The 13,344-nt window shown below is 43.1% G+C and carries 8 protein-coding genes and 1 pseudogene; 8 read left to right on the top strand and 1 reads right to left on the bottom strand.

What is annotated here, in order from left to right; translation table 11 throughout:
• Nucleotides 1-6: 6 nt before the first annotated feature.
• The 6 genes from uvrA to whiA all read left to right on the top strand — a co-directional run bounded on the left by uvrA (nucleotide 7) and on the right by whiA (nucleotide 8,055).
• Complete coding sequence (uvrA, locus tag IGJ01_RS09315) at nucleotides 7-2,823, top strand: excinuclease ABC subunit UvrA (RefSeq protein WP_430600987.1); 2,817 nt, start codon at nucleotides 7-9, stop codon at nucleotides 2,821-2,823.
• 308 nt (nucleotides 2,824-3,131) lie between these two features.
• Nucleotides 3,132-4,385 (top strand): carboxylate--amine ligase, encoded by a 1,254-nt coding sequence (locus tag IGJ01_RS09310; RefSeq protein ID WP_035007337.1) that lies wholly within the window; start codon nucleotides 3,132-3,134, stop codon nucleotides 4,383-4,385.
• 3 nt (nucleotides 4,386-4,388) lie between these two features.
• Nucleotides 4,389-5,099: an amino acid racemase gene (locus IGJ01_RS09305; protein ID WP_430600986.1), complete on the top strand. Its 711-nt coding sequence runs from the start codon at nucleotides 4,389-4,391 to the stop codon at nucleotides 5,097-5,099.
• Between the two features lie 113 nt (nucleotides 5,100-5,212).
• Nucleotides 5,213-6,103 (top strand): RNase adapter RapZ, encoded by an 891-nt coding sequence (gene rapZ / locus IGJ01_RS09300; protein WP_005235675.1) that lies wholly within the window; start codon nucleotides 5,213-5,215, stop codon nucleotides 6,101-6,103.
• Nucleotides 6,100-7,101, top strand: a complete 1,002-nt coding sequence (locus IGJ01_RS09295) for a gluconeogenesis factor YvcK family protein (protein WP_005235677.1) — start codon at nucleotides 6,100-6,102, stop codon at nucleotides 7,099-7,101. The genes rapZ and IGJ01_RS09295 overlap by 4 nt, the downstream gene beginning before the upstream one ends.
• Before the next feature lie 18 nt (nucleotides 7,102-7,119).
• The gene (whiA, locus tag IGJ01_RS09290) at nucleotides 7,120-8,055 is read left to right on the top strand and encodes a DNA-binding protein WhiA (protein WP_005235679.1); all 936 of its coding nucleotides are present in this window, start codon (nucleotides 7,120-7,122) and stop codon (nucleotides 8,053-8,055) included.
• Between the two features lie 88 nt (nucleotides 8,056-8,143).
• On the opposite strand, the gene IGJ01_RS09285 is transcribed toward whiA, so the two are convergent.
• Nucleotides 8,144-8,659, bottom strand: coding sequence for a DsbA family protein (locus tag IGJ01_RS09285; protein WP_005235682.1), 516 nt, complete (start codon nucleotides 8,657-8,659; stop codon nucleotides 8,144-8,146).
• Nucleotides 8,660-8,886: 227 nt separating this feature from the next.
• Between IGJ01_RS09285 and nifJ the strand changes: the two genes are divergently transcribed.
• Nucleotides 8,887-12,570, top strand: a complete 3,684-nt coding sequence (gene nifJ, locus IGJ01_RS09280; RefSeq protein ID WP_430600985.1) for a pyruvate:ferredoxin (flavodoxin) oxidoreductase — start codon at nucleotides 8,887-8,889, stop codon at nucleotides 12,568-12,570.
• A 146-nt stretch (nucleotides 12,571-12,716) separates the two neighbouring features.
• Nucleotides 12,717-13,157: pseudogene (gene tnpA, locus IGJ01_RS09275) on the top strand (IS200/IS605 family transposase); the annotation flags it as partial.
• Nucleotides 13,158-13,344 lie beyond the last annotated feature (187 nt).

The raw sequence follows: 13,344 nt of genomic DNA, 5'->3' as shown, positions 1-13,344 counted from the left end.
AACACTATGGCAAATGATAAAATCGTGATCCATGGGGCACGGGCCCATAATTTAAAAAATATCGATGTGACGATTCCCAGAGACCAACTCGTTGTTGTTACTGGTCTTTCGGGTTCAGGGAAAAGCTCCTTAGCTTTTGATACGTTGTATGCCGAAGGACAACGCCGATATGTAGAAAGTCTATCGGCGTATGCCCGTCAGTTTTTAGGTCAAATGGATAAACCAGACGTAGATAGCATTGATGGACTTAGTCCAGCGATTTCTATCGATCAAAAAACCACCAGCAAGAACCCGCGATCAACAGTAGGGACGGTTACTGAAATCAATGATTATCTGCGGCTTCTTTACGCTAGAATCGGTCACCCGATTTGTCCAAATGATCACATCGAGATCACTAGTCAGTCGGTTGAGCAGATGGTGGATGAAGTTTTGGCATTACCAGAACGCACCAAGATCCAATTGTTGGCACCGATCGTTTACCAAAAGAAAGGGCAGCACAAAAAAGTCTTCGAACGTATCCAAAGAGAAGGCTATGTAAGGATGCGCGTAGACGGTGAAGTCTATGATGTTTCTGAAGCGCCTGAATTAGAAAAAAATAAAAAGCACGATATTGCCATCATCATTGACCGGATTGTTGTGAAGGAAGGCATACGTTCACGCCTGTTTGATTCTTTTGAAGCGGCATTACGGTTAGCGGACGGCTATGCGGTAGTCGATGTGATCGGCCAAAAAGAAATGCTCTTCAGTGAACATTATTCTTGTCCTTATTGCGGTTTTACGGTTGGAGAATTAGAACCACGCCTCTTTTCATTCAACGCGCCTTTTGGTGCTTGTCCAGACTGTGATGGTCTTGGCGTGAAGCTAGAAGTCGATGTCGACTTAGTGATTCCCAATCAAAGCAAAACGTTGCGTGAAGGCGCACTATTGCCATGGAATCCAATCAGTTCACAATATTATCCGCAAATGCTGGAACAAGCCTGTCAAGAATTCAATATCGATATGGACACACCATTTGAAGAATTGCCAGAAGAACACAGAGATATTATCTTGAATGGTTCGAATGGGGAGATGTTCCATTTCCATTATGAGAATGATTTTGGTGGGGTGCGTGATGTTGAGGTCGCTTTTGAAGGGATCTTACCAAATATCAAACGCCGTTATCATGAAACCAACTCTGATTTTACCCGTGATCAAATGCGTTTGTATATGACAGAGTTGACTTGTAAAACCTGTCATGGCTATCGCTTGAACCCTCAAGCGCTGTGCGTGCAAGTCAATGGGAAGCATATTGGTGAAATGAGTGAGATGGCGATCAACAATGCCTTGAACTTTGTCGAAGAATTGAAACTAACGGAACAAGAGCAAATGATTGCACGTCCGATCGTGAAAGAAGTCGATGATCGTTTAAGCTTCTTAAAAAATGTCGGATTGGACTATTTGACCTTGAGTCGTGCGTCAGGCACACTCTCTGGTGGGGAAGCGCAACGAATTCGCTTGGCAACACAAATCGGCTCCAATTTGTCTGGGGTGCTTTACATTCTTGATGAGCCATCGATCGGTCTTCACCAACGAGACAATGATCGCTTGCTAGATTCATTGCGGAAAATGCGTGATCTCGGGAATACCCTGATTGTCGTTGAGCATGACGAAGACACGATGCGGGCAGCAGACTACTTGATCGATGTCGGTCCGGGTGCAGGACATGCAGGTGGCGAGATCGTCGCTGCAGGCACTCCCGATGAAGTCGCTGCCAATGAGTCTTCTTTAACAGGTCAATACTTATCTGGAAAACGAGAAATCCCAACACCGACGGAACGCCGCAAAGGCAATGGTGAAAAGATTCGTGTGACCGGTGCCTCTGAGAATAACTTGAAAAACATTTCGGTCGATTTTCCATTAGGAAAGTTCGTCGCAGTTACAGGGGTCTCTGGCTCTGGTAAATCAACATTAGTCAATGAAATTTTGAAAAAAGCCTTGGCGCAAAAAATCAATCGGAATTCGAACAAACCTGGCCGCTTTAAAGCCATTACTGGTTATGAAGCTATTGAGAAATTGATCGATATCGATCAGAGCCCGATTGGTCGGACACCTCGAAGCAATCCGGCAACATATACCAGTGTCTTTGATGACATTCGTGATTTATTTGCTAAAACCAATGAGGCGAAAGTCCGTGGTTATAAAAAAGGCCGCTTTAGTTTTAATGTAAAAGGTGGACGCTGTGAAGCATGTAAAGGGGACGGAATCATCAAGATCGAGATGCACTTCTTACCTGATGTCTACGTACCTTGTGAGGTTTGTCATGGCAAACGTTATAACTCAGAAACGTTAGAAGTTCATTACAAAGGAAAAAACATTTCGGAAATCTTAGATATGACCGTGGAAGATGCAGTGGAATTTTTCCAACATATTCCCAAAATCCATCGAAAATTGCAAACGATCGTCGATGTCGGTTTAGGTTATGTCACTATGGGACAACCAGCGACTACTTTGTCTGGTGGGGAAGCGCAACGGATGAAGCTTGCCAGTGAACTGCACAAAAATTCCAATGGCAAGAGTTTTTATATCTTAGATGAACCGACGACTGGTCTGCATACGGATGATATTGCCCGTTTGTTGAAAGTTTTGGAACGATTTGTCGACGCTGGCAACACCGTTTTAGTGATCGAACACAACTTGGATGTCATCAAATCAGCGGACCATGTGATTGACCTAGGTCCAGAAGGTGGCGAAGGCGGTGGCACGATCATTGCAACTGGTACACCAGAAGAAATTGCTGCGGTTTCAGACAGCTACACCGGTCATTATTTGAAAAAAGTCCTTTAAGCAGATGAAAAAGCACTCACTTTTTCACTTGTCTGTCAATAGGTTTCGCTAAAGTTTAAGGAAGCGTGAAATATCTGCAAATTTCATGATAAGGGCTTGAAATCAAAATTTTATTTGATAGAATAGCAATAGGTATACGTATATTCGCATTGAATAAACTGCCTATAAGTTCTATCCGTTCAAAGTGGGAGAAAGCAATCAAAGATAGATACTTTGATTGCTTTTTTCTTTGTGGTATTATAATGCTATTGTAATTAAACGAAACGAGAGAGGTCGTTTTTCGTATTCAAAAGAGAGAGTGATTTTTGATGAGTCAGGAAAATTTTCTTCCCATATTATTAGGAAGCGATATGAATGTTTATGGTATGGCCAGAGCGTTCCACGAAGCATATGGTATTCAATCAGTTGCCTATGCAGGCGCCGAACTTGCGCCAACCCGCTTTAGTAAAATTGTAAAAATCAATCAAGTGGAAGGTTTTGACCATGATCCCGGATTCACTGAAACGTTGATCAAGTTAGGAAAAAATACTTACAACGATCCTGCGATGAAATATTTGTTGATTCCTTGCGGCGATGGTTATGCGGAACTGTTAGCGAAGCATAAAGAAGAATTGAAGCCCTATTATACCTTTATCGCTAACGATTATTCTTTACTAAAACGGTTGATCAACAAAGTAAGCTTTTACGAAGTCTGCGAGGAATATGGCTTGCCTTATCCTAAGACCTTCATTTTAACGCCTGAACTGTTGACGGAAGGAACGTTCAAAGGAGAGCTGCCTTTTGATTTTCCTGTGGCTTTGAAACCAGCAAATAGTGTCGCGTGGCTGTCAGTTGATTTTGAAGGACGCAAAAAAGCCTTTATTATTGATAATCGAACAGAATTTGAAGAAATCGTTTCTCGCATTTATCAAGCGGGTTATCAATATGAAATGATCGTCCAAGATTTTATTCCTGGCGACGACAGCAACATGCGGGTTTTAAATGCCTATGTTGATGAGAATCACGAAGTTCGTGTGATGGGCTTAGGTCATCCTTTACTAGAAGACCCAACCCCTGGCGCTGTTGGGAATTATGTCGTGATCATTCCAGATGAAAATGATCAAATCTATCAAATGATTCGTAAGTTTTTAAAAGAGATCGAGTATGTTGGATTTGCCAATTTTGACTTGAAATATGATGCGCGCGACGGGCAATATAAATTATTTGAAATCAACTTGCGTCAAGGAAGAAGCAGTTTCTTTATTACCTTAAGCGGATTGAATTTGGCAAAGTTTATCACTGAAGATTTAGTCTTCGAAAAACCTTACACAGAAACGGTTTATGGCAAAGCTGACGCGCCGGAGGCGAAATTATGGCTAGGTGTACCAAAAAACATCTTCTTGACTTACGCAAAAGAAAATCCTGCGAAAGAACGAGCAAAAAAATTATTAGCAGACAATCGCTGGGGAACGACCGTCTTTTATAAAGAAGACTTATCGCTGAAGCGTTGGATTCTATTAAAGAGAATGTTCCATCTATACAACAAACGATTCAAAACGTATTTCCATACGAAAGAAGGCTAGAAGATGGAGAATTTTTTTAGTATTTTAGGTGGCATGGGAACGTTAGCGACGGAAAGTTTTGTCCGTATTTTAAACCGACGGACACAGACCCATAAAGACCAAGATTACTTGAACTATGTTTTATTCAATCATGCCACAGTCCCAGATCGGACGGCATATATTTTAGACAACACGTTAGAAAACCCTGTTCCATATTTAATGGACGACATCGAAAAACAAAATTTGTTAAAGCCTAATTTTATTGTGTTGACTTGTAACACAGCGCATTATTTTTTTGATGAGTTGCAAGCTGCTACTGAGATCGAGATTTTGCATATGCCTCGTGAGGCAGCGAAAGTCGTTTTAGAAAAAGGCGTCACTGGAAAAGTGGCCTTTCTTGGGACAGAAGGCAGTGTCAAAGCCGGCATCTATGAGAAAGAATTGCGCCAGTTGGGACTTGATGTCTATCTCCCAGAGCCAGCGATCCAAAAAAAGGTCAATACATTGATCTATGATCGAATCAAAGAAAATGATCATCTGGATCAAGAACTTTACTTTGAGATACTGGAAGAAGTCACCGAACGCATCGGCTGTGAAAGCGTAGTACTTGGATGTACCGAGTTATCCTTGATGGATGAATTTGTGACTGACAATCCTTATCCAGTCGTGGATGCCCAATCCATTTTAGTTGATCGGACGATTGAAAAAGCATTGGCAAATCGCCAAGCAATCTAAAGCTGATAGCGACGTTAGCGGCATTTTTTGAGCTAACGTCTTTTTTTATGCCGGTGTTCCAATGATACGCCCGGCATGATATAATAGAGTTGTTTCAGAAAGGAGTTTTACCTATGACTGAAGTGGATCATTTAGAATTGGTCATTATTACTGGGATGAGCGGAGCCGGCAAAACGGTCGCGATCCAGAGTTTTGAAGATATGGGGTACTTTTGTATCGACAATATGCCCCCAAGCTTGATCCCTAAATTTTGGGAACTGATCAAAGAATCAGGAAAAGTGACAAAAATTGCCTTAGTTGTCGATCTGCGTTCAAGATCGTTTTTTGAAGAAATCCAAAGTATGCTGATCGATATTGAAAACACGAATTTTATCGACACACGGATGCTCTTTTTAGATGCATCGGACAATGAATTGGTGTCAAGATACAAGGAAACGAGAAGAGCACATCCACTAGCGATGGATGGCTTAGTTACGGAAGGCATTCGCAAAGAGCGAGCGATCTTAAACGATTTGAAGACGCGTGCCAGTATTGTTATCGACACAACGACGTTGACCCCACGGCAACTGAGAGAAAAAATCAATCAAGAATTTCGTGCTTCTCATGAGACAGGGTTTCGTATTGAAATACTTTCGTTTGGCTTCAAGTATGGCTTGCCGATCGATGCTGATATCGTGATGGATGTTCGTTTCTTACCGAATCCCCATTACATTCCAGAGTTGCGTCCTTTAACGGGTAAAGATGAACCCGTGTATGATTACGTCATGTCTTTTCCAGAAACGGAAGAATTCTATCAGCAATTTAGTACACTGTTGCAAACGATCATGCCAGGCTATGTCAAGGAAGGCAAAAGCAGCTTGACGGTGGCTATCGGCTGTACTGGGGGTCAACACCGTTCGGTTGCATTATCGGAGCGCATCGGGGCGGTTTTGGCAGAAGACTATCGCGTCAATATTACTCATCGCGACAAAGATAAGCGCAAAGAGACGGTGAATCGTTCATGAAAATGAAAACGTACCGGATCAGAAAGCCGAAGATCGTTGTGGTAGGTGGCGGAACTGGGTTACCAGTCATCCTGAAGAGCTTGCGGAATCAAGGTGTAGACATCACAGCGATCGTTACGGTCGCTGATGATGGCGGTAGCAGCGGCGAGATCCGCAATTTGGTTTCCTCTATTTCACCACCGGGGGATCTGCGCAATGTTCTGGCGGCTCTATCTGATATGCCGCAATTGTATAATGATATTTTTCAATACCGTTTTAAAGCGGAAGACAAATTTTTAGCCAATCATGCCCTTGGGAACTTGATTATTGCGGCGATTGCTGAAATGCGTAGCAGTACCTATGAAGCCATTCAAATTTTGTCGAAAATCATGCATATCGATGGACGAGTATATCCTTCCTCAGATCTGCCATTGGTGTTGCACGCTATTTTTAAAGACGGCACCGAAGCGGTAGGAGAGTCCAAAATCGCGGTTGATCGCAAAACGATCGAACGGGTCTTTGTTCGTAATCAAGAAAATAATGATGAGCCGAAAGCAGCTCGTAAAGTTGTTTCATCAATTATGGAGGCAGATATGATCGTCTTGGGTCCTGGTAGTCTCTTTACTAGTATTTTGCCCAATCTCATGATCAGCGAGATCGGTCAAGCAATGTTGGAAACACAAGCTGAAACGGTTTATATTTGTAATATCATGACCCAAAAAGGTGAAACCGAACACTTTAGTGATGCCGACCATGTGAGAGTCTTGCATAAGCATTTAGGCAAACCCTTTATTGATACGGTGTTAGTCAACACCGAGAAAGTTCCAGAAGGATATATGGACCCAGAGATTTATGATGAATATCTTGTACAAGTGAAACACGATTTCCAAGGACTGCGAGAAGAAGCCAGCCGTGTCATTTCAGCTGACTTTCTGGAGCTTAGAGATGGCGGAGTTTTTCATGACGGAGATAAAGTGATTGAAGAACTTCTACGTATCGTTTACGGGGCCAAAATCTAAGAAAGGAGGGATTTTTTTATGTCCTTTGCAGCAGAAGTAAAAAAAGAATTGACTGCATTAGAAGTTCATCGCGAACATGCCAAGGCAGAACTGGCAGCTTTGATTCGGATGAATGGGTCATTAAGTATCAACAACCAGCAATTTGTTTTAAACGTTCAAACAGAAAACGCGGCGATTGCCAGACGCATCTACTCTTTACTAAAAGATCATTACGACGTGCGCAGCGAGTTGCTGGTCCGTCGCAAAATGAAATTAAAAAAGAACAACGTCTACATCGTTCGTTTGAAGCAAGAGACAAAGCGCGTGCTTTTGGACTTAGATATCATGGACGGGCTGATGTTTCAAAGCCATGTTTCTGATGAGATCATGGGCAATACTCAAAAAATGCGTTCCTATTTACGAGGGGCTTTCATGGCATCAGGATCGATCAACAATCCAGAAACTAGCCGCTATCACTTAGAGATTTATTCCATCTACGAGGAGCATAACCAAGATATTTGCGATATGCTAAACGCATATGGTTTGAATGCCCGTGCATTAGAACGTAGAAATGGGTATATTTCTTACTTGAAAGGCGCTGAGAAAATCGCTGATTTTTTGACTCTGATCGGCGCCACCAATTCCATGTTGAAATTCGAGGACGTGCGGATCGTGCGAGACATGCGTAACTCAGTCAACCGTTTGGTGAATTGTGAAACCGCCAATATGAACAAAACGATCGATGCTGCTTCGAAGCAGATCGACAATATCGAGTTTATTCAAGATCGAGTTGGCTTGCAAGCTCTACCTGAAAAGCTGCAAGAAATCGCCGAATTACGTTTGGAACATCCCGAGGTCAGCTTGAAAGAGCTAGGAGAAATGATTCCATCAGGAGCGATCTCGAAATCAGGGATCAATCATCGCATTCGAAAAATCAACGAATTTGCCGATCATCTTCGTGAACAAGTCAGCTAGTCGAATGGAATAAAAATGAATCAAAAGAGCAGGAGCAGATTTGACGTGGATGTTCGCGTCAAATCTGCTCCTGCTCTTTTATTTGTGGTTACTCATTGATCAATGCAGTTAATTCCTCAGCAGTGATCGATTCATCAAAAATGTGCCCATCTAAGATAATCGTTGGCACAAATTGAATGTTGGCGTTTTTCGCTTCTTCCACAATTTCTCCGGCGATCGCAGGATGATTTTGTTCAGATAGCCCTAAGGTATTTTTCGCATATTCTGCCACTTCATTTAAAGATAAATGACCCCATTCGTCTTGTGTTTGATAAATTTTTGTAATCTCAGCGATCGTTGCCTGAGGATCTGTACTGGAAACAAACCGATGCATCACATTGCCTCGTTGCAATGATTCTTTTTCTTTGTCGAATAATTTGATGACACGGCGTAGTTTCCCAGCTGTGACAGCTTCACTTAAGGTCGGTAACGATTCCTCAAACCATTGCCGACAATAAGGACAACGCAAATTCATAAATTCGACGATCGGTTTAGCGGAAGGGTCTCCGATATGTATCCCTGTTACCGCATTTGTTTCTTGTGCTTTGATGATTGAAATATCCATTAAGATTCCTCCTTTTTCTTTTAGTTTACCGAAGTTTCTACTGAAAGAAAAGCCTCAGGTCTTTTGATCCGAGTCTGTGAAATGAGGAGGGAAATTAGCTAAATACTATGTATTTCGTTTCACGAAATAAAGAAAATTACCCAGCCGGTGCTTTTATATTCCTTGATTTTCAGCTATAATGAATTGTGTTTTATTGTGCAAAATGATGATTAAAGGAAGTTATATAGATGAGAAAAAGAAAAACAATGGATGGCAATACGGCAGCTGCCTATATTTCCTATGCCTTTACGGAACTTGCGGCGATCTATCCGATAACCCCTAGTTCCACCATGGCTGAATTAGTGGATCAGTGGTCTGCTCAGGGAAAGCATAATCTTTTTGGGCAGCCGGTGAAAGTGGTTGAAATGCAATCTGAAGCAGGGGCGGCGGGTGTGGTTCACGGCTCATTAAAAACCGGCGCCTTAACGACGACCTATACGGCATCTCAGGGACTTTTGTTAATGGTACCAAATATGTACAAGATTGCTGGGGAAATGCTGCCAGGCGTCTTTCATGTCGCCAGCCGAGCAGTAACAACCAATGCCTTGAATATTTTCGGAGATCATACCGACGTAATGGCCACTCGACAAACAGGCTTTGCTATGCTAGCGGAAAGCAGTGTTCAAGAAGTAATGGATTTAGCGCCAGTCGCTCATTTAGCAGCAATTGAAGCCAACATTCCATTTTTAAACTTTTTTGATGGTTTCCGAACCAGTCACGAGATTCAAAAAATCGAGGTGCTGGACTATGAAGAACTCGCACAACTGGTTAATCATGAAAAGTTGGCTGCTTTTCGTCAAAAAGCGATGAATCCGAATCACCCAACAACGAGTGGGACGAATCAAAATCCTGATATCCATTTTCAACAGCGGGAAACGATCAATCAGCACTATCAAACATTGCCTGAGATCGTTCGTTTTTACATGAAGAAAATCAATGCTTTAAGAGGAACCAACTATGATTTAGTGGATTATTATGGTGCTGCGGACGCCGAAGAAGTTATCGTTTCGATGGGGTCCTCAACGCAAACGATCCAGCAAACGGTGGATCATTTGTGCGCTTCTGGACGCAAGGTGGGAGTCTTGTCGATCCATCTGTATCGACCATTCCCATTAGAAGTCTTCTTAGAAAAAATGCCTGCTACCGTCAAAAGTATCGCTGTATTGGATCGCAGCAAAGAACCTGGTGCCAACGGAGAGTCTTTGCTTTTGGATGTGCAAAGTGCCATGTATGATGCAGCGATTCGGCCGACGATCATTGGTGGACGCTATGGTCTTGGGTCAAAAGATGTGACGCCTGATCAAATCGTTGCCGTTTATGACGAATTGATTAAGCCGAAAGCGAGCCAAAAGAAACGCTTCACCATTGGGATCACGGATGATGTGACACAATTGTCGTTGCCATCAAAAGGCACGCTAGATCTAACTGATCCATCCACCTTCCAAGCGAAATTCTGGGGATTCGGCTCTGATGGGACCGTTGGGGCGAATAAGTCAGCAATCAAAATCATCGGTGACCATACCGAAAAATATGTGCAAGGCTATTTCCACTATGATTCGAAAAAATCTGGTGGTCTAACGGTTTCCCATCTGCGATTTGGGGATACCCCCATTCGTTCTACCTATCTGATCGAACACGCGGATTTCGTTGCATGTCATACGCCTGCGTATTTGCATACGTATGATTTGCTGAAAGGACTCAAAAAAGGCGGAACCTTTTTATTAAATACGACCTGGTCACAAGAGCAAATTTTAAATAATCTACCGAAGAAGATGAAACGTTATCTTGCTGAAAACGAGATCCGCTTTTATACCATCAACGCCATGCAGTTGGCAATGGAAGTTGGCTTAGGTGGGCGGATCAATACCGCGATGGAAACAGCCTTCTTTTACTTGGCAAACATCATTCCGACCGAGGAAATCTTGCCGATTTTAAAAGAAGAGGCGCTGAAAAGTTATCGGCACAAATCGATGGCGATCGTTGAAAAGAACCAAGCAGCCATTGATCGCACCATCGAATTATTACAAGAAATCCCTGTTCCAAGCGAGTGGGCAACAATCGAAGTGCCGGAAAGGACATCCACTGCTATGACACAATTTGTGCGGGAAATTGTGGAACCCATCAACCGTCAAGAAGGCAATCAACTATCCGTCGGCACCCTCGTAAGGAACCAAATGACTGAAGGGGTGATCCCTGTCGGGACAACAGCGGTTGAGAAGCGGGGCATCGCTGTTGAAGTGCCCGAGTGGCTATCAGATCGCTGTACCATGTGCAATGAGTGTGCCTTCGTCTGTCCTCATGCGGCGATCCGCCCGTTTTTGGCAGATGAAGATGAATTAACCGAAGCACCGGAAGGCTTTATCGTCAGAGAGATGCGAGGAGCGAACGGCCAAAAATATCGAATTCAAGTTTCCGTTGAAGATTGTACAGGTTGCGGCCTTTGTGTGGAGGCATGTCCCGCCAAAGGGAAAGCCTTGACGATGCGTCCTTACGAAGAACAAAAAGAGCAAGCTTTAAATTGGGCTTTTGCGATGACTTTACGCCAAAAGGAAAATCCAGCAAAACCAGGAACTGTTTTGGGCTCCCAATTCAATAAGCCCTTATTGGAGTTCTCTGGTGCTTGTGCGGGCTGTGGAGAAACCCCTTATGTCAAACTTCTGACCCAAATGTTTGGTGATCGCATGATGATCGCCAATGCGACCGGCTGCTCTTCGATTTGGGGTGGAACCTCACCAGTATCCCCTTATACAACCAATCACTTAGGACAGGGTCCAGCTTGGTCAAACTCGCTGTTTGAAGACAATGCCGAATATGGCTATGGCATGTTCTTAGCCAACCAAACCCGACGGGAGAAATTAGCAGCCCAGTTGCAGTCATTGAAAGCCGCTGTATCAGAAGAATTGCAGGCTTTGATTGATGATTGGGACCTTCATCGAGAAGAAAGTGCTGGGACACAGCAGCGAGCAGCAAAATTGATCGCCGCCTTAGAAGCTGAGGCTTCCACGACACCTCAGCTGAACAAAATCCTGCAGGAAAAAGATTTGTTTGTTAAGCCAAGCCAATGGATGATAGGTGGCGATGGCTGGGCATATGATATTGGGTTTGGCGGTATCGATCATGTTCTCGCTTCTGGTGCAGATGTCAATATTCTTGTGTTAGATAATGAAGTTTATTCCAATACGGGGGGGCAAGTCTCCAAAGCGACACCAACTTCGGCTATTGCTAAATTCGCTGCTAGTGGCAAGTTTGTTTCCAAAAAAGATTTAGGAATGATGGCGATGACCTACGGACATGTCTACGTCGCACAAATCGCATCTGGTGCTAATCAAATGCAAACGATCAAAGCCTTTGAAGAAGCCGAGCGGTTCCCGGGACCGTCAATCATCATTGCCTATACGCCATGTATCACTCACGGTCTTGCTGGCGGAATGCGTCAATCCTTGAAAGAAGCGCAAGAAGCAGTTGCATCAGGGTATTGGAGTCTCTACCGCTATAACCCGCTGTTGGCAGAAAATGGGAAACAGCCAATGACGCTCGATTTCAAAAAGCCAGCATTTGATCAAATGCCTGCCTTTATGCAGACCCAAGTCCGATTTGCTTCCTTGCAGTCTGCCAATCCCAATGCGGCGCAAGCCTTGTTTGAAAAAACCGTTTCAGATGCGAAAACTCGTTTCTATAACTATGCCCGCTTAGCAGGTCAAGAAGAAAAAATTCGAGCAAAGCTTGAAAAAAATGTAAGTACTGATACAGAACAACCAATGGCAGTAAAAACGGAGCGTGTGCGAAGAGAAAAACAGCCGTTAAGCGAAGAACAGCTCGCTGAAAGAGCAGCACAGCGTGCAGCGCGCGCAAAACGTCGTCAGCAAGAATAATCGCTAGCTGAGGAACGACCATGGAAAAACGCTTTATCACGTTTTTTCAGGGTCGTTTGTTGTTAATGACTTTAGTCAGTTTCGTTCGCGTAGCGTACGAAACAAAAAAACCGCGCGTTTCTACGCGTGGACGAAATAGCTTTAGCGATAAAAGTTTAGCACATACCAGATGGAATTGTAAGTATCACATAGTCTTCACCCCGAAGTATCGACGAAAAGTGATTTATGGAAAGTTAAGAGTAAGTATTGGTCAGATATTAAGAAAATTGTGTGAGATGAAGGATGTTGAAATCATTGAAGCTCATGCCATGCCTGACCATATTCATATATTAGTAAGAATACCACCAAAGATTAGTATTTCTAGTTTTATGGGCTACTTAAAAGGACGAAGTGCAACCTTAATCCATGAAAAACATGCGAATTTGAAATATAAGTATGGGAATAAAAGCTTTTGGTCCAAAGGATACTACGTGAGTACGGTTGGGTTAAATCAAAAAACAATCGAAAAATATATTCGAGAACAAGAAGCAGATGATCGAATAAGAGATAGTATAAGTAAACAAGAGTATGTAGATCCATTTAAATAGTTAAAGAGAGATAGGGCTGTGAGCGGTTGGTGGTCATTTAAAAAGCCCCTTTTAAGGGGCTAGCGAGTGGTGAGCCCTTCTAGGGCTGTTAAAAAGCCACCCGTTTCACGGGTGGATATTTACTTTTCCTATGAAATGCGTGCAAGAAGCTCTTTTAGATGAAATCTTCTAAGACCTTTGACAAACA

Origin of the sequence: Enterococcus sp. AZ089 (genome assembly GCF_050547225.1) — a bacterium.
GTDB lineage: Bacteria > Bacillota > Bacilli > Lactobacillales > Enterococcaceae > Enterococcus_D > Enterococcus_D entomosocium.
Note: the sequence above shows the minus strand (reverse complement) of the source record. Positions and strands in the feature narration are given on the sequence as shown.

Coding starts and splice junctions, on each gene's coding strand:
- uvrA (WP_430600987.1), top strand. CDS start 7: ATGGCAAATGATAAAATCGTGATCCATGGGGCACGGGCCCATAATTTA.
- IGJ01_RS09310 (WP_035007337.1), top strand. CDS start 3,132: ATGAGTCAGGAAAATTTTCTTCCCATATTATTAGGAAGCGATATGAAT.
- IGJ01_RS09305 (WP_430600986.1), top strand. CDS start 4,389: ATGGAGAATTTTTTTAGTATTTTAGGTGGCATGGGAACGTTAGCGACG.
- rapZ (WP_005235675.1), top strand. CDS start 5,213: ATGACTGAAGTGGATCATTTAGAATTGGTCATTATTACTGGGATGAGC.
- IGJ01_RS09295 (WP_005235677.1), top strand. CDS start 6,100: ATGAAAATGAAAACGTACCGGATCAGAAAGCCGAAGATCGTTGTGGTA.
- whiA (WP_005235679.1), top strand. CDS start 7,120: ATGTCCTTTGCAGCAGAAGTAAAAAAAGAATTGACTGCATTAGAAGTT.
- IGJ01_RS09285 (WP_005235682.1), bottom strand. CDS start 8,659: ATGGATATTTCAATCATCAAAGCACAAGAAACAAATGCGGTAACAGGG.
- nifJ (WP_430600985.1), top strand. CDS start 8,887: ATGAGAAAAAGAAAAACAATGGATGGCAATACGGCAGCTGCCTATATT.